The 20,958-nt window shown below is 73.8% G+C and carries 20 protein-coding genes; 9 read left to right on the forward strand and 11 right to left on the reverse strand.

The window, feature by feature from the left end; translation table 11 throughout:
* Positions 1 to 36: 36 nt before the first annotated feature.
* The 4 genes from AB0I79_RS37605 (at position 37) to AB0I79_RS37620 (ending at position 3,923) form a co-directional block, all read left to right on the forward strand.
* Positions 37 to 2,271 (forward strand): prolyl oligopeptidase family serine peptidase, encoded by a 2,235-nt coding sequence (locus AB0I79_RS37605; RefSeq protein WP_357884031.1) that lies wholly within the window; start codon positions 37 to 39, stop codon positions 2,269 to 2,271.
* 209 nt (positions 2,272 to 2,480) lie between these two features.
* Positions 2,481 to 2,678, forward strand: coding sequence for a hypothetical protein (locus AB0I79_RS37610; RefSeq protein WP_357884033.1), 198 nt, complete (start codon positions 2,481 to 2,483; stop codon positions 2,676 to 2,678).
* Between the two features lie 77 nt (positions 2,679 to 2,755).
* Positions 2,756 to 3,037, forward strand: a complete 282-nt coding sequence (locus tag AB0I79_RS37615) for a hypothetical protein (protein WP_357884035.1) — start codon at positions 2,756 to 2,758, stop codon at positions 3,035 to 3,037.
* A gap of 121 nt (positions 3,038 to 3,158) precedes the next feature.
* Positions 3,159 to 3,923 (forward strand): CAP domain-containing protein, encoded by a 765-nt coding sequence (locus tag AB0I79_RS37620; RefSeq protein WP_357884037.1) that lies wholly within the window; start codon positions 3,159 to 3,161, stop codon positions 3,921 to 3,923.
* 403 nt (positions 3,924 to 4,326) lie between these two features.
* Here AB0I79_RS37620 and AB0I79_RS37625 read toward each other — a convergent pair whose 3' ends face one another.
* From AB0I79_RS37625 to AB0I79_RS37645, 5 genes are all read right to left on the reverse strand, one after another.
* A complete protein-coding gene (locus AB0I79_RS37625; protein ID WP_357884039.1) occupies positions 4,327 to 7,107 on the reverse strand; it encodes a sugar-binding protein in 2,781 nt (926 codons plus the stop codon).
* Positions 7,108 to 7,120: 13 nt separating this feature from the next.
* Positions 7,121 to 7,921: a carbohydrate ABC transporter permease gene (locus AB0I79_RS37630; protein ID WP_357884041.1), complete on the reverse strand. Its 801-nt coding sequence runs from the start codon at positions 7,919 to 7,921 to the stop codon at positions 7,121 to 7,123.
* Between the two features lie 115 nt (positions 7,922 to 8,036).
* The gene (locus AB0I79_RS37635) at positions 8,037 to 8,915 is read right to left on the reverse strand and encodes a sugar ABC transporter permease (RefSeq protein WP_357884043.1); all 879 of its coding nucleotides are present in this window, start codon (positions 8,913 to 8,915) and stop codon (positions 8,037 to 8,039) included.
* Between the two features lie 2 nt (positions 8,916 to 8,917).
* Complete coding sequence (locus AB0I79_RS37640; RefSeq protein WP_357884045.1) at positions 8,918 to 10,369, reverse strand: extracellular solute-binding protein; 1,452 nt, start codon at positions 10,367 to 10,369, stop codon at positions 8,918 to 8,920.
* A 4-nt stretch (positions 10,370 to 10,373) separates the two neighbouring features.
* Positions 10,374 to 11,606, reverse strand: a complete 1,233-nt coding sequence (locus AB0I79_RS37645) for a PfkB family carbohydrate kinase (protein WP_357884047.1) — start codon at positions 11,604 to 11,606, stop codon at positions 10,374 to 10,376.
* Between the two features lie 114 nt (positions 11,607 to 11,720).
* On the opposite strand from AB0I79_RS37645, the gene AB0I79_RS37650 reads away from it, so the two are divergent.
* Together AB0I79_RS37650 and AB0I79_RS37655 are read left to right on the forward strand one after the other, a co-directional pair.
* Positions 11,721 to 12,494, forward strand: coding sequence for a DeoR/GlpR family DNA-binding transcription regulator (locus tag AB0I79_RS37650; protein WP_357884049.1), 774 nt, complete (start codon positions 11,721 to 11,723; stop codon positions 12,492 to 12,494).
* 10 nt (positions 12,495 to 12,504) lie between these two features.
* Positions 12,505 to 13,845, forward strand: a complete 1,341-nt coding sequence (locus AB0I79_RS37655) for a 6-phospho-beta-glucosidase (RefSeq protein ID WP_357884051.1) — start codon at positions 12,505 to 12,507, stop codon at positions 13,843 to 13,845.
* Between the two features lie 117 nt (positions 13,846 to 13,962).
* Here the strand turns inward: AB0I79_RS37655 and AB0I79_RS37660 are convergent, their stop codons facing one another.
* Together AB0I79_RS37660 and AB0I79_RS37665 are read right to left on the reverse strand one after the other, a co-directional pair.
* Positions 13,963 to 14,388: an SDR family oxidoreductase gene (locus AB0I79_RS37660; RefSeq protein ID WP_357884053.1), complete on the reverse strand. Its 426-nt coding sequence runs from the start codon at positions 14,386 to 14,388 to the stop codon at positions 13,963 to 13,965.
* The gene (locus tag AB0I79_RS37665) at positions 14,385 to 14,858 is read right to left on the reverse strand and encodes a MarR family transcriptional regulator (protein WP_357884055.1); all 474 of its coding nucleotides are present in this window, start codon (positions 14,856 to 14,858) and stop codon (positions 14,385 to 14,387) included. Before AB0I79_RS37665 ends, AB0I79_RS37660 begins: the two co-directional genes overlap by 4 nt.
* Positions 14,859 to 14,919: 61 nt before the next feature.
* On the opposite strand from AB0I79_RS37665, the gene AB0I79_RS37670 reads away from it, so the two are divergent.
* Positions 14,920 to 16,017, forward strand: a complete 1,098-nt coding sequence (locus AB0I79_RS37670; protein ID WP_357884057.1) for a hypothetical protein — start codon at positions 14,920 to 14,922, stop codon at positions 16,015 to 16,017.
* A 57-nt stretch (positions 16,018 to 16,074) separates the two neighbouring features.
* Here the strand turns inward: AB0I79_RS37670 and AB0I79_RS37675 are convergent, their stop codons facing one another.
* Both AB0I79_RS37675 and AB0I79_RS37680 read right to left on the reverse strand, forming a co-directional pair.
* Positions 16,075 to 16,623, reverse strand: coding sequence for an SMI1/KNR4 family protein (locus AB0I79_RS37675; protein ID WP_357884059.1), 549 nt, complete (start codon positions 16,621 to 16,623; stop codon positions 16,075 to 16,077).
* 61 nt (positions 16,624 to 16,684) lie between these two features.
* A complete protein-coding gene (locus tag AB0I79_RS37680) occupies positions 16,685 to 17,110 on the reverse strand; it encodes a type II toxin-antitoxin system PemK/MazF family toxin (RefSeq protein WP_357884061.1) in 426 nt (141 codons plus the stop codon).
* Positions 17,111 to 17,294: 184 nt separating this feature from the next.
* On the opposite strand from AB0I79_RS37680, the gene AB0I79_RS37685 reads away from it, so the two are divergent.
* A complete protein-coding gene (locus AB0I79_RS37685) occupies positions 17,295 to 18,059 on the forward strand; it encodes an acyl-CoA thioesterase domain-containing protein (protein ID WP_357884063.1) in 765 nt (254 codons plus the stop codon).
* Between the two features lie 15 nt (positions 18,060 to 18,074).
* Here the strand turns inward: AB0I79_RS37685 and gndA are convergent, their stop codons facing one another.
* A complete protein-coding gene (gene gndA, locus AB0I79_RS37690; RefSeq protein WP_357884065.1) occupies positions 18,075 to 19,499 on the reverse strand; it encodes an NADP-dependent phosphogluconate dehydrogenase in 1,425 nt (474 codons plus the stop codon).
* 74 nt (positions 19,500 to 19,573) lie between these two features.
* The gene (locus AB0I79_RS37695) at positions 19,574 to 20,266 is read right to left on the reverse strand and encodes an HAD family hydrolase (RefSeq protein WP_357884067.1); all 693 of its coding nucleotides are present in this window, start codon (positions 20,264 to 20,266) and stop codon (positions 19,574 to 19,576) included.
* A gap of 23 nt (positions 20,267 to 20,289) precedes the next feature.
* On the opposite strand from AB0I79_RS37695, the gene AB0I79_RS37700 reads away from it, so the two are divergent.
* Positions 20,290 to 20,934 carry an SDR family oxidoreductase gene (locus AB0I79_RS37700; RefSeq protein WP_357884069.1) on the forward strand — a complete coding sequence of 215 codons (645 nt, stop codon included), beginning with the start codon at positions 20,290 to 20,292 and terminating at the stop codon, positions 20,932 to 20,934.
* The last annotated feature ends 24 nt before the right edge of the window (positions 20,935 to 20,958 follow it).

The following is a 20,958-nucleotide window of genomic DNA, read 5'->3' on the forward strand; positions in this document are numbered from 1 at the left end:
CTTCCTCAGGCTTCGACCGTCGGCAAGGAGATTCACATGAGCATGTCCTGTCCCGCCGCGCCCGCGCGGCCGGAGCGGAACGAGGTCGGCGGGCTGGTGTTCGACGACCCGTACCAGTGGCTGGAGGACGACGACGGCGACGGCGTGGCCGCATGGCAGCGGGCCCAGGACGAGCTGGCCCGCTCCCACGTGCACGCCTGGCCGCACTACGACCGCCTCGCCGCCCGCGTCGGCGAGCTGGTCGAGCAGATGGACGCGCGCAACCTCGTGGTGCCCGTCCGGTACGGGCCGCGGTGGTTCCGCGGGCGCGTCCCGGACGGGCGCGACCTCATGGTGCTGGAGGCCGCCGACGACGTCACCGGCCCCTGGCGCACGGTGATCGACCTGAACGAGCTGTACACCGGCGGCACCCCGCTGCGGATGAGCCCGCAGCCCTCGCCCGACGGGCGGCTGCTGGCGTACTCGCTCGACGCGGCCGGCCGGGAGCTGCCCGAGCTCAAGGTGATCGACATCGACACGGGCAAGGTGCTGCTGGACGGCGTGCCGCAGCAGCGCCCCGGCCTGGTGGCCTGGCTGCCGGACAGCACCGGGTTCTTCTACATGGCCAACGCCGACCCGGACCCCGCGCCCAGGACGGCCTCCGGCCAGGCGGCCGAGCCGGACCGTACGGCCGAGCCGGACCGCATGGCCGGGGCGGACCGCATGGCCGGGGCGGGCTCCGGCGAGGCGGCCAGGCCGGACCGCGCGGCCGGGGCCGGTCCGGCGGCGGCCCGGATGCCGCTGCGCTGGCGGCTGTTCTTCCACCGCCTCGGGCAGCCCCCGCCCACCGAGCCCGAGCCGCTGGACATCCCGCACATGTTCGCCGTCCCCAAGATCTCCCGCGACGGCCGGTGGGCCCTCATCCAGGTCGACCACCTGCGCCCCCGGCCGCACTTCCTCGCCCGCATCGAGGAACCGGCGGGCGGGAGCGGGCCGCCGTCCTGGCAGTGGCGGGAGTTCATCACCGACACCGAGCACCTCTACAAGGGCGTGCTCGCCGGCGACTCCTACGTGGCCGTCACCACGGCGGGCGCCCCGCGCGGCCGGCTGGTCCGCATCCCGCTGGACAGCCCCGGCGACCCCGCCTCCTGGACCGAGCTGATCCCCGGAGGCGACACCGTGCTCACCGGCGTCACGCCGGCAGGTGACCGGCTGGTCCTCGGCGAGCTGGTCGACACCGTCTCCCGCATCCGCATCCTGGACCTCGACGGCAAGGAGCTCGGCGAGGTGCCGCTCCCCGGCCCCGGCTCGGTCAGCTCCGTCGCCCAGGGCGTCATCGCCCTCGGCGTGATGGACCAGGTCATCGGCTGCGAGGACGCCATCACCTTCAGCTACACCTCCTACACGCAGTCCCCGGCGGTCTACCACTACGCCCTCGACACCGGCGTGCTGACCAAGCTGCAAGGAGCGGGCCACACCCTGCAGGGCCTGGTCACCACCCGGATCTGGGCCACCTCGGCCGACGGCACCCGCGTGCCCTGCACCCTCGTCCACCGCGCCGGCCTCGACCGCTCGCGCCCGCAGCCCGCGCTCATCCACGGGTACGGCGGCTTCAACGTCGCCGAGCTGGCCTCCTACCTGGGGCCGGTTGCGGCGTTCGTCGAGGCGGGCGGCGTGTACGCGCACGCCCACGTGCGCGGCGGCGGCGAGTTCGGACTGCAGTGGTGGGAGGGCGGGCGGCTGCACGCCAAGCAGAACAGCTTCGACGACCTGTACGCCATCGCCGAGCGGCTCATCGCCGACGGGATCACCGCCCCCGACCGGCTGGCCGTGCAGGGCGCCTCCAACGGCGGCCTGCTCGCCGGCGTGGCGGTCACGCAACGGCCGGCCCTGTGGCGGGCGGTGGTGTGCGGCGCGCCGAAGCTGGACCTGATGCGCGTCGCCCGCGACCCGGTCGGCACGGCCGCGACCCTGTCGGAGTACGGCAACCCGAACGACCCCGCCGACGCCCCCGTGCTCATGGCCTACTCGCCGTACCACCACGTGCGGCCCGGCACCCCGTACCCGGCGATCCTCCTCGACGCGGGCGCCAACGACCCGCGCTGCCCCGCCTGGCACTCCCGCAAGTTCGCCGCCCGCGCCCAGGCCGCCACGACGTCCCCGCATCCGGTGCTGCTGCGGGTGTGGCCGGGGGCGGGGCACGGCGGGACGGCCTGGACCGCGATCGTCGAGCAGCAGGCCTACTGGCTGGCGTTCGTCATGCGCGAGCTGGACCTCGTCCCACTTCCCTGACCGGCCCCGGTCGAGGCCCGGCGGTGATCGTCATGTCGCTCCGATGCTCTACCGTACGGCCGTGGGCGCCGCGAACGCGCGGCACAGCCCCGGCAGTGACGAGACCGCGGAGGAAGTGCCGAGTGAGCCACCAGTGCATGCGCCCCGACTCCATGAGCTACAGGCCGTGGCAATGCCCGGAATGCGGCACCTCATGGGAGCCGCTCCCGATGACGGCGGTGTACCCGCCACCCGAGCCGGACAGGCCCCGCATCAGCAGGAACGCTCTGGTGGTCGTGCTGTCCATCGCCGCGGGGGCGGTGTGCCTGGCCGCGGCGACGATCTCGATGAAGGCGTTCAGCATCGCGATGTGCGCCGTCATCCTGGTCGCCATGATCTGCTCGTACCGGCTCAACAACCGGGAGTGAGCGCGGATGAGAAATGCACATGCGGAGGTGATGAATCGCATCTAGGTGCCTGCGGCGGCGGCTTCTACGGTCAGGACATGACCTTCCGACGACGTGCCGCCAGTGCGGCGGGAATCGCCGTTCTGGCCCTGTCCGTGCTCGCCGCCCCCGCTCGGGCGGACGGCTCCCACGAGTGTTTCTCCGGGGAACGCAGCCCGGCGGGGGACGCGTACACGCTGACCGGCTGGGGGTGCAGCGGGGCAGGGTACGTGGACGTGACCGTCATCATCCGGTTCGGCCCCGCGGCGGGCACCTACGTGTGCGGCTACATCTTCCCGTGGAACGGCACCCTGTCAGGGAACGGGTGCCGGATCTCCTGATGACGGGCGCATGAGGGCGGCTGCTCGCCTTCGGCCGGCTCCGCCTTCTGAGTAAGGGCTACTCATGCCCGCACCCCGGGGCCGGCCTTATCACTGGAGGACCCAAGCAGAAGGGGTCCTCATGAGTGACCTTTCGCCATTCGTCAAGACCCGGGCACGACGACGCACCCTGCGCCTTCTCGCAGCGGCGGCCACCGCGGGCGCCGTCGCGTCGGGCGCTCCGGCGCTCGGCGGCACGGCTTCAGCCGCCGCGGGTGGTGCCGGGTCGGGTGTTGCGGCGCTCAGTGGCATGGCTTCGGCCGGCGCGGGCGGTGTCGCGTTGGGCGTTCCGGCGCTCAGCGGCGAGGCGCGGACTTCGGCCACGGCAGGGATCGGATGCGACGTCGCGGCGGCGTACTACGACACGGCCCCGCAGAGCGGCAACATCGCCATGGTGCGCCAAGCGGTGCTCTGCCTCATCGACGCCGAGCGGGCCGCGGCCGGGCTCCGCCCGCTCACCCGCAACAGCGCCCTGGACGCCGCCGCGGCCTCGCACGCCGACGCCGCCGCCCGGCTGAAGTGGTGGCGGCCGGGCGCGAACTCGCACACCAACCCGCAGACCGGCTCCACCCCGGGAAGCCGCATCACGGCCGCCGGCTACTGCCCGAACCCGCTGTCGTGGGCGTACGCGGAGACCACGTACACCGGGTGGGGCGGCTCCGGCACGCCGAGGGCCGCCGTGCACTGGTGGGTGCACGTCAGCACGTACGGGCACCGCCAGATCGTCCTGAGCCCGACCCTGGTGGACGTCGGTGCCGGCGCGGCGGCGGGCGCGGCGGACCCGGCCGGTGCGGGGGCCGGCGGCGGGGGCACGTTCGTGGTGGACTTCGGACGCTGCCAGCGGTAGCGCCGCGTCCGGCGCGTTCCCGGCACCGCGGCGCTGCTCGCGAATCGTGGACGCGCCGTGGCGCTGCTCGTGTTGGTGAACGCGGCGCACCCACCATCCGCGTCCGGGAACGCGCCTCCACCGCCTGTGTGGGGAACACGCTGCACTGCTCGCGTCCGGGAACGCGCTGTCACGACGCCGCGCCGCCACCGCGCGGGCCGCCACCGCGCGGGCCGCCACCGCGCGGGCCGCCACCGCGCGGGCCGCCACCGCGCGGGCCGCCACCGCGCGGGCCGCCACTCGCGCCACCCCGCCAGCCGTCCTGGTGGGGGCGTGGCAGGTGCTCGCTCCGTGTGGGCGGTGGGGCAGCCCCGCCCGGACAGGTGCGCCGGGCGGGGTGGGCGCTCGCACGCCTACCCCGAGCTCACCGCACGGGCACCCGGGAGGCCGCCGTCCCGCCGTCAGGGGCCTGCCAGCCGGCCACCACCGTCGGGCGCGTGTCCAGAGCACGGGTCAAGGGGACGGTGACGGTCGTGGTGCCCTTGGCGGAGATCGTGACGACGCGGCTGCCCGCGGTGCCCCGCCCGTCCCGGACGAACAGGTGGGCCTCACCGCGCGAGGCGGCCCGCAGGGTGACCTTCACCGCGTCACGCCCGCCGGTGGCGGAGGCGGACACGGCGCGGCCGGTCTGCGCGGGCGGGGCCGCGGCGCCCGAGGGCGGGACGTGCACCCGTACGGACTGCTCCAGTGACTGCGGCGAGTCCAGGCTCGACAGGGCCGTGTCCGGGATGACCGGGTCCGGCGGGGTGGTCGGGCGGTCGGGCGGGGGCCGGTATCCGGGCAGGGTGGCCACGCCCCACCGGTAGGGGTCGCCCTGCACGCCGCCCCACGTCGACCAGCCGATGCGGGTCTGGCCGGTCCTGTCCTGGGTGTCGGAGTCGTAGACCAGGATGTTCAGCCCCAGGTGGCCCGGGTCGACGGCGCCGGGCAGGACCGCGAGGGGGATGGACATCTCCACCGTGTACTCCCCGGCGGAGACCTTCGAGGCCACCCGCATCCCCGGGGCCGTCTCCTCGCCGGGCCCCTGGCGGTTGTCGGCGTCGCGGAGATGGCAGGGCGGGCCCTCGGCGGTTGCCGGCAGCACCGCGGTCTTGAAGGTGGTGGAGGTGTTCTCGGAGGTGCCGCGCGGGTCGAGGGTGACCTCCACGGAGTCGGTACGCCAGTGCCGCTTGCAGTCGGAGGCGGCCAGCCGCGTGCCGGGAACGTCGTCCCGCACGTGCACCAGCACGTACAGCGTGTCGTCGTGCCAGGTCAGCTTGGCCGTGCCGGAGCAGTCGGCCGCCGAGGAGCACGCGGTGCCCTCCCAGAGGCGGGAGATGTCCAGGGCGGGGCCGCCGTACTCGCCGCCCGCCTCGGCGCCGTCCACGGCGGGAGCGGCGGACGCCTGCGGCACGGTGGCGGCCGGGACCAGCTCCAGGGCGGGGCGGCTGGTGGTGCTGCCGTCCGCGCTGGTGGTGGTGAGGGTGTAGGCGTAGTCGCCGCCCTCGTTGGAGGTCTTCAGGGTGGGGTCGGAGTTGGTGACGGTGAACGGCAGCGTGGTCGCCGCTCCCGCCGCCAGGCCGGTGTACGACGCCTGCGCCCGGTCGGCCGTGAAGCCCGGCGGCAGGTCCACGCGTACGGTGCCGGAGGCGGGCGTGTCGCTGACGTTCGTGACCACGACGCCGACCTGCCTGGTGCCGCCCGACGGGAGGGTGAGGACGGGGGTGACCAGGCCGCGCAGCTGCGGCACGCCCGTCTCGGTGGTCCACTCCTCGTACTGCGCCACCTGGGGGAGCGGCTGCTGCGCGGCCCGTACGGAGCGGACGACCTCGACCTGCCGGTCGGTGTAGCCGCCGCCCCGCTCGGTGGTGAGCGTGGCCGCGATGCGCGCCCGGCCGAGAGCGGCCTGCGACGGCGGGGTCACCTTGAACACCGCCGAGCCACTCCGCCCGGCGGCCAACCGGCCCAGGTTCGCGCTGCCGGCGGTGACCTGCCAGCCCTCCGGGACGCGCAGCGCCACCGACGAGCGGCCGAGCGGCTCGCGGGGCGGCGCCTTCACCGAGACCTCGACCGTGAACGGCGTGCCAGGGCGCACGTCGAACGCGCTGGTACGCAGGCCGAGCAGGGTGCCGAGCGGTGCCGTGCCGCTCGCCCTGGTCAGCGCGCCGTCGAGGATGGCCGTCGGGGCCGCGGCGGCGGGGCTGCCCGGCTCCGGGAACGGCACCCGCGCGTCCACCTGCGTGAAGAAGTCGCAGCCGAGCTGGGCGGGATCGGACGGCACGTCGGGGAAGCCGGCCCAGCCCTGGGAGGCGTAGACACGCTGCGCCTCCCGTTCCACGGCAGCCCAGGTTCTGCCCCGGCTCGGCGAGGGGCGCCCGCTCCACACGCCGAACACGTTCTGCGCCGCGTTCGCGGGACGGAACGTCGAGGCGCAGTCGGGGCCGGTTCGCGAGGTGCCACGCGCGCCGCCGGTGAGCAGGCGCGACGGCGCGAAGGGACGCAGGCCCTCCTCGCCGATCTGCTCGGGGAACGCCTTGGGGTCGGCCGCCGTGTAGAACGCCTCGACGGCCAGCCGGGCGGCCTCCTGGTGGTTGCCGTGATTGCCCGGGGTGGGGGCCGGGTCCATGGTGAGCAGGATCTCCGGACGGGTCAGGCGGACGAGCCGCACCACCTTCTCCAGGGTGTCGCCACCCCACACCTGGTCGGTCAGCGGGGCGCTGACCGTGTAGTAGAAGTCGACGTCGTCGAGGTTGAACACCTCGCTCACGCCCGCCTTCCCCACCGCCGTCCGCTCCTCGGCCTCGCGCAGCAGCCCGAGCGCCGGGCCCTCCTCGGGACCGACGGCGTTCCCGCCGCCCTCGCCCCTGGTGACGGTGACGACGCCGGTACGCACGTCGTGGTCCTCGTCCCACTGGCCGAGGGTGGACAGAGTGAACGCCTCGTCGTCGGGGTGAGCGCCGATGAACAACGCGTCGAGGTCCACGGGCGACGCGGCCCCGGCGGCGGGGACTCCATCCGTGAGCGCGGCCGGGACGGCGGGTGTGAGCGCGGCGGCCGGGACGGCAGGGGTGAGCGTGAGGGCGAGCGCGGCCGCGACGGCCAGCGCCGCCGGGCCGCGCCGGGCACGGGTGCGGGGCGCGGGTCCGGTGGGAGTGCTGGTGTGCATCGGAACCTCCCGGTTACTCGCGGACCGCCCCCTGGAGCAGCCCGCGGACGAAGTGGCGCTGGAGGAACAGGTAGAAGATCACGACAGGCGTGGCCACGATGACCGAACCGGCCGCCAGCAGGGTGAAGCCGGAGGTGTACTGCCCCTGGAAGAAGGCCAGCCCCAGCGGCGCCGTACGCAACGACTCGCTGGTCACCATGATCAGCGGGATGAGGAACTCGTTCCACGTCCACATGAGCACGAGCACGGTCAGCGTGACCACCGCGGGCCGCGCGGAGGGGAGCAGCACCTGCCACAGGATGCGCCAGCTCGACGCGCCGTCGATGCGGGCCGCCTCGACGATCGCCCGGTTCGAGGCCAGGAAGTACGCCCGCATCCAGAACGTGCCGAACGCCACCGACAGCGCCACCTGCGGCAGCGAGATCGACCAGAACGTGTCGATCAGCCCGAGCGAGCGCAGGTCGAAGTAGAGTGGCACCGCCACGGCCTCGCTCGGCATCATGATCCCGAGCATGAACAGGTAGAACAGCAGGGACCTGCCGCGGAAGCGCATCGTGCCGAACGCGTACCCGCTCATGATGGACAGCACCACGCTGACGACCACGACGAACACCGACACGGCCAGGCTGGTGCGCAGGTAGGAACCGAACCGGCCGATCTCCCAGGCGGCCGCGAAGTTCGCGAGGCCGGCCGTGCCGCCGCTGTCGGCCGGGCCGAGCGCCGCCGACAGGATCACGACGATCGGGTAGAGGGCGAAGGCGGCGAACACCGACAGGATGACGTAGTTGGCCACCCGCTCCCCACGCGAGATCACGAAGCCCTCCCGTGCCGGCGACCGGGCCTCTCAAGCATGCGACCCGCCCTCCCGCGAGTGCGACCCGCCCTCCCGCGAGTGCGACGCGCGCTCCCGTACGTACGACAACGCGGGTTCACGTGATCCTCCTGTCCGCGAAGCGGTTGATGCCGAACGAGATCACGAAGATCACCACAGTGAGCGTGACCCCGATCGCCGCCGCCGAGCCGACCTGTCCCAGCCCGAAGGCCCGGTGGTAGACCTCGTACGACGGCACCGAGGTCGAGTCGCCCGGCCCGCCGCGCGTGGTGACGTACACCAGGTCGAACGTGCGCAGCGCGGCGATCACCGTCAGCGTCAGCGCCACCGCGATCTCCGCGCGCACCGACGGCAGCGTCACCGCGAGGAACTCCCGCCACGCCCCGGCCCCGTCCAGCCGCGCCGCCTCGTACAGCGACAGGGGGATGCGGCTCATCCCGGCCAGCAGCAGCACCGTCACCAGCCCCGTCTCGAACCACGTGCCGACCACCCCCACCGCGGGCAGCGCGAACGTGTAGTCGCCCAGCCAGCCGCGCGTCAGCGAGTCCAGCCCGAGTGCGCCGAGCAGCGAGTTGAGCGAGCCGTCGGGCGCGTACACGCGCCGCCACGCCACCGCCACCACCACCATGGCGATCACCTGCGGCAGGAACACGACGGTGCGGAAGAACCCCAGCCCGCGCACCTTGGCGTGGTTGAGTATCGCGGCCAGCGCCAGCCCGATGACCAGCGGCCCGGCGGCGTAGAACACGATCAGCACCAGGGCGTGCGCGAACGCCGCCCGCAGCCCCTCGTCCGCGACGATGGCCACGTAGTTGTCCAGCCCGGCCCAGGTGCCGAGCGACAGGCCGTCCCAGTCGTACAGGGAGATCTGCACGGCCCGGCCGATCGGATACAGCAGGAACAGCGCGTAGACGGCGAAGGCGGGCAGCAGGTACAGGTAGGCGACGCGACGGGGCTCGCCGGGGGGTGCCGCCATGTTCAGCCGTTGCTCTCGGCGAAGGTCTTGTAGTCCTTCTCCAGGGTGGCGAGGAACTCCTGCGGCGCCGCCTTCTTGGCGAGCAGGTCCTGCAGGGCCGCGCCGAGGGTGTCGGCGAAGGTGGGGGTGGCGTAGTCGAGGTACGGCACCAGCCCGTCCTTCCCGCTCACCGTCCCGAACGCGGTGAACACGTCCTTCTGCGGCCCCTCCGCCACCGTCTGCGCGGAGGTGTCGGCGACCGGCAGGTTGCCGGTCTCGGCGAGCACCTTCATCGCCTCGGCGTCGGTGATGAAGTCGATGTACGCCGCCGCCGCGTCCGGGTGCGGGCTCTTGGCCGTGATCGCGAACGGCAGCCCCGTCCCCCCGGTCGCCACCGGGGCGGCGTCGGCCGTGGCGCCGGGCGGCAGCATGAACCCGAGGTCCGCGCCGAGCGCCTTATGCAGGTCGGCCAGCAGCCAGGTGCCCGCGATCAGGAAGACGCCCTGCCCCTTGCCGAACGCCTGCCACGCCGCGTCGTACCCCTGCCCGTTGAAGCCCTTGGCGAAGTACCCCTTGTCCACCCAGCTCACGAGCTGCTCGGCGGCCTCGACGTTCTCGGGCGTGTTCCAGGAGGCGCCCTTGCGGCCGAAGGCGAGCGTGCCGATCTGGTCCGGCGGCACGGTGCGGCCCTGCACGGTGCCGAACACGTGCACGGCCGGCCACTTGTCGAGGTTGCCGAACTGCAGGGGCACCTCGCCGGCCGTCTTCGCCTTGCCCAGGGCCGTCTCGAACTCGGCCCACGTCCTCGGCGGCTCCAGCCCGAGCCCCTTCAGCTTGGCGGCGTTGTAGAAGACCCCGACGACCTCGCCGACCTGCGGCAGGCCGTACAGGTTGCCCTCGCCGAAGAGCTTGCCGTCGGCGCTGTAGCGCGAGTAGCGCAGCACCGACTCCGGGTAGCGCTGCTTCCAGCCGTACGCCTCGGCGTAGGCGTCCAGCGGGCGGAGCTGGCCCGCCTTGACGAACGCCCCCATGGAGGAGCGGCCGTTGTTGGCCTCCACCACGTCGGGCGGCTCGTTGCCGCTCAGCGCCAGCCGCAGCGTGGTGTTCAGGTCGTCGAAGGAGCGGGAGACCCTGTTGAGCTTGATGTTGGGGTACTTGGCCTGGAAGGCGGCGTTGAGCTTCTCCATCTGGGCGGCCTGGCCGCCGCGGACCTCCTGGTCCCAGACGGTCAGGGTGACGTTCCCGAGCGCGGCGGCGTCGGTGCGGACGGCCGTGGCGGTCACCCGGGGCGAGGAGGGCGGAGGGGCGGAGGAGCCGGGCGCGCACGCGGCCGAGCACACGGCCACCACGCCCGCGGCGGCCAGGGCCAGCGCCCTGACGCGCCTTCGCGGGGTCCGGGCCGGTGCCCTGACGCCCTGCTGCGGGGTCCGGGCCGGCGCTCCGGCCTCGTGCGGCTGTCGCTTGTGGGGGGTCAACGGCTTACTCCTTCTGCGCGGGCGCGCGAGGCGCATCCGGGTCCCCGTCGCCGGAGGGGTTCTCGCCGGCGGGGTGGGTCACGGTCTGGTCCGCCCGCTTCCCCGGTACGGCCGGCACCATGCCGACGTCGGCGTACCGGGCGATGGTGGCGGCGGCGCGGCGCACGGCCCCCACCGGGACGGACGGCACCAGCCGTTCGAGGAAGGCGTAGCGGCGGGCCAGCGCGTTGCCGTACGCGCCGCTGTGGTCGGCGGCGGCCCGCACCTCGTGCCACCAGTCGGCGATGTCGCCCCACCCGGGCGCGGCCAGCGAGCCGCCGAACTGCTGCACCGCCAGCGCCGCGCACACCCCGGCGAACGCCAGCCGGTCGGCCAGCGGCCAGTGGCACAGCGTGCCGAGCACGATCCCGGCGCCGAACACGTCGCCCGCGCCCGTCGGGTCGAGCGCCGTCACCCGGGGCGCGGGCACGAACGCCTCCTCGCCCGTCGTCGAGTCGATCGCCATGGCGCCGTTGGGCCCGTCGGTCACCACGGCCAGCGGCACCTTGTCGGCGATCGCGTACAGCGCGTCCCTGGGCGTGTCCGTGCCGGTGTAGGCCATCGCCTCGGTCGCGTTCGGCATGAACGCGTGGCAGACGTCGAGCTGGTCGAGCACCGAGCGCGACCAGGCGCCCGACGGGTCCCAGCCCACGTCGGCGAAGACGAGCGAGCCCTCGCGGCGCGCCAGCTCCGCCCAGTTGCGCGCGCTGCCGGGCTCGCCCAGCGGCTCCTCGGCCGACAGGCTCACGATCACCGCGCGGGAGCGCGGCGGGGAGCCGATCATCTCGGAGGCCGGCATGGGGGCGGGATGGCCGTGCGTGACCATGCTGCGGTCGCGGTCGACCGCCATGGAGACCGTCACCGGCGAGTGCCAGTGCTCGAACCGCCTGGACCTGGACAGGTCCACCGCCTCCTGCTGCTCCAGCGTGCGCCAGCAGAAGTCGCCGTAGTCGTCGTCGCCGAACGCGGCGGCCAGCGACGTGCGCAGCCCCAGCCGGCTGGTCGCGATGGCCAGGTTGGCGATGCCGCCGGGGCACGAGCCCATGCCCTCGGCCCAGATCTCCGTGCCGGCGGCGGGCATGGCCGGCAGGCCGGTGAAGATGATGTCCAGGAAGACGGTGCCGGCCAGGAAGACGTCGAACTGCGGACCCTCCGGGGTGCGCTCGCCGGCGAGAGGGTCGTACGCCTGGACAGACACGGGAATAGGTCCTCCTCGACACACCGTCGGTTGTGCGCAATCTTGCACGTTTGCTCGAACACTTCAAGTGCATGATGCTTACTTCTGCGCGAATTTGACTGATAGGATCCCGCTGTGCTCCAGCGCCTCCGGCATGCCGAGATCATGCGCCGCGTCCGCACGTCAGGCGCCACGAGCGTGCGCGATCTCGCCAGCCAGCTCGGCGTGAGCCCGTCCACCATCCGCAGGGACCTCGAGGTGCTCGACCGCGACGGCACCCTGCGCCGGGTCAGGGGCGGCGCGCTGCCCTGCCCGGAGCTGCCCTGCGCCGACGCCGACGCCCACCGGCCGTTCGCCGAGGTGGCCGGCGCGGACGAGCAGGACAAGGAGGCGGTGGCCGCCCGCGCCGCGCGGCTCGTCGCCGACGGCGACGTGGTCCTGCTCGACATCGGCACGACGACGATGCGGCTGGCCAGGCGGCTGCGCGGGCGCCGGGTCACCGTCGTCACCTCCAGCCTCGCCGTCCTCGACGTGCTGCGCTCCGACCCCGAGGTGGAGCTGCTGCTGCTCGGCGGCATGGTGCGCAGGGCGTACCACTCGCTGGTCGGGGTGCTGACCGAGGCCGCGCTGAGCCAGGTGGTGGCCGACCGGGTGTTCCTGGGCGCCAGCGGGGTGCGCCCCGACGGGCAGCTCGTGGACACCACGCTGGCCGAGGTGCCGCTCAAGCGGGCCATGATCGCGGCGGCGGGGCAGGTGGTGCTGCTGGTGGACCGGCACAAGTTCCCCGGCACGGGCGCGCTGCGGGTGTGCGGGCCCGAGGACATCGACATGATCGTCACCAACGACGGCGCCGACGAGGCCACGCTGCGCGCCTGCGCGGCCGCGGGCGCCGAGATCCTGCTGGCGTGAAGGGGTGAGGATGAGGCTGGCCGTTCTCGGCGGCGGGGGGTTCCGGGTCCCGCTGGTGTACGGCGCGCTGCTGCGCGATGCCACCAGACCGCGGGTGGAGGAGGTGGTGCTGCACGACGTGTCGCCCGAGCGGCTGGAGGCCATCTCGCACGTGCTGCGCGGCCTGGCCGCGGGCCATGACGACCCGCCGGTCGTGCGTACCACGACCGACCTCGACACGGCGCTGCGCGAGGCGAGCTTCGTCTTCTCCGCCATCCGGGTGGGCGGGCTGGCCGGCCGCACCGCCGACGAGCGCGTGGCGCTGGAGCTGGGCCTGGTCGGGCAGGAGACGACCGGGGCGGGCGGGGTCGCGTTCGGGCTGCGTACGGTGCCGGTCGCGGTCCGGGTGGCGGAACGGGTGGCCGCGCTCACGCCGGACGCGTGGGTGATCAACTTCACCAACCCCGCCGGGATGATCACCGAGGCGATGCGCAGAGTGCTCGGCGACCGCGTGATCGGCATCTGCGACTCGCCCGTCGGGCTGGTCCGGCGGGCCGCCGCCGCCCTCGGCCTCGACCCCGCGCGCGTCTCGCCCGGCTACGTGGGGCTCAACCACCTCGGCTGGCTGCGCGGCCTGACGTTCGAGGGGCGGGACGTGCTGCCCCGGCTGCTCGCCGACGACGACCTGCTGCGGCAGGTCGAGGAGGCGCGGCTGCTCGGGCCCGACTGGGTGCGGGTGCTGGGGGCGCTGCCGAACGAGTACCTGTACTACTACTACCTCACCCGGGAGGCGGTGGCGGCCGGCTCGGGGTGTACCCGCGGGGAGTCGCTGCTGGAGCAGCAGGACCGCTTCTACGCCGCCGCGCTGGCCCGCCCGGGGGAGGCGCCGGCCGAGTGGGCGCGGGCGCGCAGGGAGCGCGACAGCACGTACATGGCCGAGGCCCGCGACACCACGGGCGCCGGCGAGCGCTCGGCCGCCGACCTGGAGGCGGGCGGGTACGAGGGCATCGCGCTCGCCCTCATGGCCGCCATCGCCCGCGGCGAGCCCGCCACCATGATCCTCAACGTCCGCAACGGCACGGCGGTGCCGGGGCTGCCGGAGGAGGCCGTCGTGGAGGTTCCCTGCGCGGTGGACGCCGCCGGCGTCCGCCCGCTGGCCACCGGGCCGCTGCCCGGGCGCTTCCTGGGGTTGATGCAGCAGGTCAAGGCGGTGGAGCAGACGGCCATCGAGGCGGCGCTGACGGGGTCGTCGCGGCTGGCGGTGGCGGCGTTCGCGCTGCACCCGCTGGTGGACTCGGTGACGACGGCCCAGCGGCTGCTGGACGGCTACCGCGCCCGCGTCCCCGAGCTCGCGGCCGTCTTCCCCTCCTGACCGGCCCCGCTCAGGAGGTGGTGAAGGGGCCACGGCGGGTGAAGCGGGCCGTGGCGAAGCGCCAGGCGATCCTGCCCGGTGTCGGCCAGCGCACCCGGGCCCCGTTGCGCGCCCGGCTCACCACCCGGTCCGCCAGCCACGGCGGTCGGTGCCGAGCCCCTCCATGTTCCCCACGTGCCCGCCGCCCTGCGCCGCCACGCCGCCGATGGCGACCGCGCAGCCGTTGAGCACCCCGACGAGGTTGACGTCCACGACCTGCCTGGCCTCGTCGGCGGGCAGCCGCCAGGCGGGCTCGCGGACGTGCGAGACCCCCGCGTTGTTGATCCACACGTCCACCCGCCCGTACGCCCCGACCGCGCTGTCCCGCAACTCCTGGAGCCGGCCGCGATCCGCCACGTCGGCGACCCGCGCGGCCACCCCCGCCGCCCGTACCCGCCCGGGGTCGTTCCCGCACACCATGACCTGGTGCCCCCGCTCCACCAGAGCCCGGGCCAGGCCGAGCCCGAGACCGCGCGTGCCCCCCGGGATCACGATGGTGCTCATCCGCCCGCCTCCAGCCTGGCCGCCGCCGTGGCCTTGATGCCGCTCTCCAGGAAGCGCCCGATGACCTGCCGCTCCTCGGCGGTGAACGCCTCGATCGCCTCCGTCAGATGCCGTCCGAGCGGGGCGAAGAAGCGGCGGGCGAGCGCGGCGGCCTGCTCGTTGAGCGTGACCTCGACCTTGCGCCGGTCGGTGGCGCTGCGCCGCCGCTCGACGTGCCCGGCGTGCTCCAGCCGGTCGATCAGCGCGGTGGTGGCGGGCGGGCTGAGGTTGAGCGCCGCGCCCAGGCCGCCCGGGGTGAGCGGGGTGCCGGCGCGGGCCGCGTCGAGGATGACGACGAGGGCGTTGAGGTCCGTACGGTGCAGCCGGTGCTGCGCGGCGAAGCGTTCGGCGAACCGGTCGCTCTCCACGTTCAGCGCCCTCATCAGCACCATCAGCTCGTACGCGTCAGGCGCGCCCCCGTTCGCTGTCATGCCCACTATCATTCCATGATGGAAAGTTTCCATGATGGAAATACTTGAACGGAGTCCTCCCATGACGGCGCTGCGGAACGTCAGCGCGGGCCGCGCCCTGCTCATCGGCGTGGCGGCCAGTGCCGCCATGACCGGGCTGATCTGGCTGCTCGGCGGGCGGTTGCAGGGCATCGAGCTGCTGCCCGACCAGGGCGCCTCCTGGTACTACTGGAAGCTGCCCGACCCCACGCTCTGGACCCGGCTGTCGGCCTGGCTCGGCTACGCGGCCCACCAGATCGCGTTCTGGTGGCTGATCCACTACGCCCGGACCAGGGTCCGCCGCTACACCGGCGGCCTGCACCCGGTCAACGTGGCCGCGCTGGCCGTCAACACCGCGTTCATCGCCCTGCACGTCCTGCAGACCCACCTGTTCTACGACGGGCTGGCGCAGGACGTGTCGATCTTCAGCTCGCAGGGCTCGGTGATCCTGCTGCTGGTGGCCGTGCTGCTCATGGAGAACCGGCGGCGCGGCCTCTTCCTCGGCAGGCCCGCCCCGCTCGGCCGGGCCGTCGTCGACTTCGCCCGCCGCTACCACGGCTACCTGTTCAGCTGGGCCGCGGTGTACACCTTCTGGTACCACCCGGCCGAGGCCACCTCCGGGCACCTGATCGGCTTCTTCTACATGTTCCTGCTGCTCCTGCAGGGCTCGCTCTTCCTCACCAGGGCGCACACCAACCGATGGTGGACCTTCACCCTGGAGGCCATGGTCGCCGTGCACGGCACGCTGGTGGCCGTCATGACCTCCGGCCCCGGCGGGGCGTGGCCGATGTTCCTGTTCGGCTTCCTCGGGGTGTTCGTGCTCACCCAGATGCACGGGCTGGGGCTCTCCGCCGCCGTCCGGTGGGGGCTGGCCGCCTGCTACGTGGCCGCCGCCATGCTCGTGTACGGGCTGCGCGGCGAGCTCGGGGCCGCGGCGGGCGAGGCGGTCAGGATCCCCGCGATCGAGTACGTCCTGGTCGGCGTGCTCGCGCTGCTGCTCTGGCTCGGCCTGCGCACCGCCGCGCTCTTCAGACGCCCGGCCCCTTCACCGGCTCCTTCGCCGGCTCCTTCATCGGCTCCTTCACCGGGCTCTTCGCCGGATCCGTCGGCAGCTCCGCCCGGCGCGCCGCGAGCCGGGTGAGCCGGTCCGGCCTGGCGCCGGCGCGCGGGACGTTCCCGGGGTGCGGGCCGACCGGGATCACTTGTCGTACCAGGGCTTGCCGTCCGCCCAGTGCCGCACCCAGCCGGCGAAGCCCGGCTCGCCCGTGGTGTGGCCGAACTCGGCGCCGAAGGGGGCGGCGCCCTCGCCGGTGATCTGCCAGACGTGACCGCGGTGGGGGCCGGTGACGATCAGGTGCCAGTACATGCCGCAGCCGTCCGTGCCCAGCACGATCGAGCCGTGGTCGTAGACCGGCCCGAGCAGCGCCTCGATCTCCTCCTCCGGGCGCGGGTCGTCCTCCCACACCCACGGCCGCGTCAGCGGGAACGGCTCGGCCGGCAGCCGCCGGGGCCGGCCGTCGCCCCAGTCGTCGGGCAGCTCGGCCAGCGGCTCCAGCCCGAAGTCGGGCGGGCCGGTGTAGGAGCCGTCGCAGATCTCGGCCACGAACGTGCGGTACGGCTCGGGCAGGACGATCCCGTGCTCGGCCTCGAAGGCGCGGACGGCGTCCCATCCCAGGGGCGGCCCGCCGCCGGGGAAGGCCGCCCGCAGTGCGGCGAGGTCGTCGGGGCTCGCGTGGTCAGTGTTCACGGTCACCATGATCACACCTCGGCGGGGCCGGCGGCGCCCGCCACCGGCCCGGTCCCGCCGGTCAGGCCCCCCAGCCGTGGCTCTTCATGAGCCGGGCCGCGACCCGGGCGAACCGCCGGCCGTCGAGCACCGCGCCCTCGCGCCTGATGTCGTCCTCGTCCAGCACGAACACCCGGTCCAGCCGCAGGTACGACACCCGGCCGTCACGCCCCCACGCCCCCACCTCCAGCCAGTCGGGCCCGTCGCCGCCCTTGCTGGAGAGCATCATGCCCAGCAGCCTCCGCCCCGTACGCCCCACCACCAGCAGCGGCCGGTCCTTGCCCCGGGCCGGGTCCTCCTCGTACGGCACCCACGCCCAGACGATCTCGCCCGGGTCGGCCAGGCCGTCGAGGTCGGGGGAGTAGGCCAGGGTGACCGCCTCCCGCAGGGAGTGGATCTCGCGTACCGCACCCCGGACCGGCCGGGGGTCCTCATCTGGATCGCGCATCCACCGGAGCATACGGATCCACCGGGCCTCAGGCCAGCCCGGCGAGGAACGCCCGCACCTCGGCGAGCGGGGTCGGGCGCCTGGCCTTCCCCGACGTGGACTTCGAGGTGCTGGAGCCGGTCGAGCCCGAGGGACGGCTGCGCGCGCTCGGCAGCCGCCCGATCTCTGTCTAGAATATCGTTCTGTGACGTCAGCGTTCTTCACGCGCAAGCGGGACGAGTTCGTCCCCGCGCCCCACGCCCGCGGCCCCTGGTCCCCCGACATGCTCCACGGCCGCCTGCTCGGCGGGCTGGCCGCCCGCGCCCTGGAGGAGCGCTACGCCGAGCCCGGCCTGCGCTTCGCCAGGCTGACCGTCGATTTGTTCCGCAACAGCCCGATGTTGCCCGTCACCGTGGAGACCACGCTGATCAGGGACGGGCGCAGGATCCGCGTGGCCGACGCCGTGATCTCCACCGAGCAGGGCGTGATCGCGCGGGCCGGCGCCGTGCTGCTGCGCGAGAGCGAGCAGCCCGACGGCGAGCGGGCGCTGGTCACCCCCGCCTGGGACGAGCCGCCGCCCGCCGCGCCGCCGGCGCAGGGCGACGGCTGGCGGCCGCCGTTCGACCTGTGGTGGGTGACGCCCTTCGGCGAGCCGGGCCGGGCCTGGATGCGCGAGAAGCACCCGCTGGTGGACGACGAGCCGCTGACCCCGTTCGTACGGACCGCGCTGGCCGCCGACTTCGCCAGCCCGCTCGCCAACGCCCAGCGCGACGGGCTGCGGTTCATCAACGCCGACTACACGCTGACGCTGGCCAGGCTCCCCGAGGGCGACCTCGTCGGGGTCGAGTCCACCGGGCACGTCAGCGCCGGCGGCGTCGCCACAGGTCAGGTGACCATGCACGACACCGCCGGGCCCATCGGCTTCTGCGTGGTGACGGCGCTCGCCAACCCGGTGATCGGCGGGCGCTGAACGGGCGGACGAGGGCTACGCCGGCCGCTCCGCGCGGTCGCCGGACCAGTCGGTGTGGAAGGCGCCCTCCTTGTCCACCCGGCGGTAGGTGTGCGCGCCGAAGAAGTCGCGCAGCCCCTGCACCAGCGCCGCGGGAAGGCGGTCGCGGCGCAGCCCGTCGTAGTAGGCCAGGGCCGAGGAGAAACCGGGCGTCGGCACGCCGATCTGCACCGCCGTGGTGACCACGCGCCGCCACGACTCCTGCGCCGCCTCCAGCGCGCCCGCGAACGTCGGGTCGGCCAGCAGCGTCGGCAGGTTCGGGTTCGCGTCGTACGCCTCCCGGATCCGGTCCAGGAACTTGGCCCGGATGATGCACCCGCCCCGCCAGATCGTGGCCATGGCGCCCAGGTCGAGGTCCCAGCCGTACTCCTTCGAGGCCGCCGCCATCTGGTCGAAGCCCTGGGCGTAGGCCACGATCTTGGAGGCGTACAGGGCCTGCCGCACGTCCTCGATCAGCTCGCGCCCGCCGACCCCGGACAGCTTCGGCCCGGCCAGCGGCTGCGCCGCCGAACGCTGCTCCGGGTGGCCCGACAGGGCCCGCGCGAACGTGGCCTCCGCGATGCCCGTCACCGGCACGCCCAGGTCGAGCGCGCTCTGCACGGTCCACCGGCCAGTGCCCTTCTGCTCGGCCTGGTCCACCACGACGTCCACGAACGCCTTGCCCGTCTCGGCGTCCACCTGGTCGAGCACCTCGGCGGTGATCTCGATCAGGTACGAGTCGAGCTCACCCCGGTTCCACTCCCTGAACACCTCGGCCAGCTCCGCCGGCGTCGCGCCCAGGGCCTGCCGCAGCAGGTCGTACGACTCGGCGATGAGCTGCATGTCCGAATACTCGATGCCGTTGTGCACCATCTTCACGAAGTGCCCGGCGCCGTCGGGGCCCACGTGCACCGAACACGGCACGCCGTCCACCTTGGCCGAGATGTCCTGCAGGATCGGGCCCAGCGCCTCCCACGACTCCTTCGAGCCGCCCGGCATGATGCTCGGGCCGTTCAGCGCGCCCTCCTCACCGCCGGAGATGCCGGTGCCGACGAAGTGCAGGCCGCGCTCGCGCAGCGCCGCCTCGCGCCGCCGCGTGTCCTCGAAGTGCGCGTTGCCGCCGTCGACGATCATGTCGCCCGGCTCCATCAGGTCGGCGAGCTGGTCGATCACCGCGTCGGTGCCGGCGCCCGCCTTCACCATGATGATCGCGCGCCGTGGCCGCTTCAGCGAGGCCACGAAGGCGGCGAGGTCCTCCGACGGGATGAACGTGCCCTCCCCGCCGAACTCCTTCACCAGTTGCTCGGTACGGCTGTGCGACCGGTTGTGCACGGCCACCGCGTACCCGTGCCTGGCCAGATTGCGGGCCAGGTTGCGCCCCATGGTCGCCAGACCGGTGACGCCGATGTCTGCCAAGTCCATCTCAGCTCCTCTTCGGGGAATACGCATGATCCAGCTCACGGGTTCGCAGGGATATTCCCACGTCGTTCACCCGCTCAATCGCTCTGCCGGACGCCGAGCTCGTCGAGGCGGTCCAGCATGTCCGCCGGGTCGGCGTACACCATGAACGCGCCCGCGCGCTCCAGCTCGTCCCTGCCGTAACCGCCCGACAGCAGCCCGATGCCCAGCGCGCCGGCCCGGCGGGCGGCGAGCAGGTCCCAGACGCTGTCGCCCACCACCATGGCATGCGCCGGATCCACCCCGGCCAGCGCCGCACCGGCCAGGAACAGGTCGGGGTCCGGCTTGGCGCGCCGCACCAGGTCACGCGTGACCATCGGCGTGTCCTCCGGCAGCCCCAGCATGCCCAGCGCGAGGCGGGCCGTGCGGGCGTACCCGCTGGTGCAGATCGCCCACGGCACGCCGCGCGCGGTCAGCTCGGCCAGCAGCTCGCTCGCGCCGGGCAGCGGCTTGACCGAGTGGACCTGCTGCTCGTACGCGTCGGCGTGGGTGCTCTGCAACTCGTCGATCTGCTCCCGGGTCAGCTTGAGGCCGGTCTCGCGCAGCAGCGCGCTGACGAACAGCCCGCCGCTCATGCCGATGCGGCGGTGGATCCGCCACACCGACAGGTCGATGCCCATCCCGGACAGCGCCTGCCGCCAGGCCACCACGTGCTGGTAGACACTGTCGATCAGGGTGCCGTCCAGGTCGAACAGGAACGCGGGCGTGGGTGCCTCCGGGAAGTCGTACATGCGTCCATGACACCATGGGCGACATGCGGATCATCATCGCGGGGGGACACGGGAAGATCGCGCTGCGGCTGGCCGCCCGGCTCGCGTCGGGAGCGGTGGGGCTCGTACGCGATCCGGCGCACGTCGCCGACGTCGAGGCGACCGGGGCCGAGGCGGTGGTGTGCGACCTGGAGCGGGCGAGCGTCGAGGAGGTCACGCGGATCGTCGAGGGCGCCGACGCCGTCGTCTTCGCGGCCGGCGCGGGCCCCGGCAGCGGCGCGCCGCGCAAGGACACCGTGGACCGCGGCGCGTCCGTGCTGCTCGCCGAGGCGGCCGAGCGGGCGGGCGTGCGGCGGTTCATCCAGATCTCCTCGATGGGGGCGGGCAAGCCGCCCGCGCCCGGCCGTGACGAGGTGTGGGCCGCCTACATCAAGGCCAAGACCGAGGCCGAGCAGGACCTGCGCGCCCGCGACCTCGCCTGGACCATCCTGCGGCCGGGCCGCCTGACCGACGAGCCCGGCACGGGGCTGGTGCGGCTGGCCCCCGAGGTGCCGCCGGGCGCGGTGCCGCGCGACGACGTGGCCGCCGTCATCGTGGCGCTGCTGGACAACCCCGGCACGGCCGGGCGGACGCTGGAGCTCGTCTCCGGAGACACGCCGATCATCGACCTCGTCGCGTCGAACGAGTGACGTCCGCGAGCTGAATGCCTTGCC

The sequence above is a fragment of the Nonomuraea sp. NPDC050202 genome (assembly GCF_040656115.1).
Taxonomy (GTDB): Bacteria; Actinomycetota; Actinomycetes; order Streptosporangiales; family Streptosporangiaceae; genus Nonomuraea.

Coding starts and splice junctions, on each gene's coding strand:
- AB0I79_RS37605 (WP_357884031.1), top strand. CDS start 37: ATGAGCATGTCCTGTCCCGCCGCGCCCGCGCGGCCGGAGCGGAACGAG.
- AB0I79_RS37610 (WP_357884033.1), top strand. CDS start 2,481: ATGACGGCGGTGTACCCGCCACCCGAGCCGGACAGGCCCCGCATCAGC.
- AB0I79_RS37615 (WP_357884035.1), top strand. CDS start 2,756: ATGACCTTCCGACGACGTGCCGCCAGTGCGGCGGGAATCGCCGTTCTG.
- AB0I79_RS37620 (WP_357884037.1), top strand. CDS start 3,159: ATGAGTGACCTTTCGCCATTCGTCAAGACCCGGGCACGACGACGCACC.
- AB0I79_RS37625 (WP_357884039.1), bottom strand. CDS start 7,107: ATGCACACCAGCACTCCCACCGGACCCGCGCCCCGCACCCGTGCCCGG.
- AB0I79_RS37635 (WP_357884043.1), bottom strand. CDS start 8,915: ATGGCGGCACCCCCCGGCGAGCCCCGTCGCGTCGCCTACCTGTACCTG.
- AB0I79_RS37655 (WP_357884051.1), top strand. CDS start 12,505: ATGAGGCTGGCCGTTCTCGGCGGCGGGGGGTTCCGGGTCCCGCTGGTG.
- AB0I79_RS37660 (WP_357884053.1), bottom strand. CDS start 14,388: ATGAGCACCATCGTGATCCCGGGGGGCACGCGCGGTCTCGGGCTCGGC.
- AB0I79_RS37665 (WP_357884055.1), bottom strand. CDS start 14,858: ATGACAGCGAACGGGGGCGCGCCTGACGCGTACGAGCTGATGGTGCTG.
- AB0I79_RS37670 (WP_357884057.1), top strand. CDS start 14,920: ATGACGGCGCTGCGGAACGTCAGCGCGGGCCGCGCCCTGCTCATCGGC.
- AB0I79_RS37680 (WP_357884061.1), bottom strand. CDS start 17,110: ATGCGCGATCCAGATGAGGACCCCCGGCCGGTCCGGGGTGCGGTACGC.
- gndA (WP_357884065.1), bottom strand. CDS start 19,499: ATGGACTTGGCAGACATCGGCGTCACCGGTCTGGCGACCATGGGGCGC.
- AB0I79_RS37695 (WP_357884067.1), bottom strand. CDS start 20,266: ATGTACGACTTCCCGGAGGCACCCACGCCCGCGTTCCTGTTCGACCTG.
- AB0I79_RS37700 (WP_357884069.1), top strand. CDS start 20,290: ATGCGGATCATCATCGCGGGGGGACACGGGAAGATCGCGCTGCGGCTG.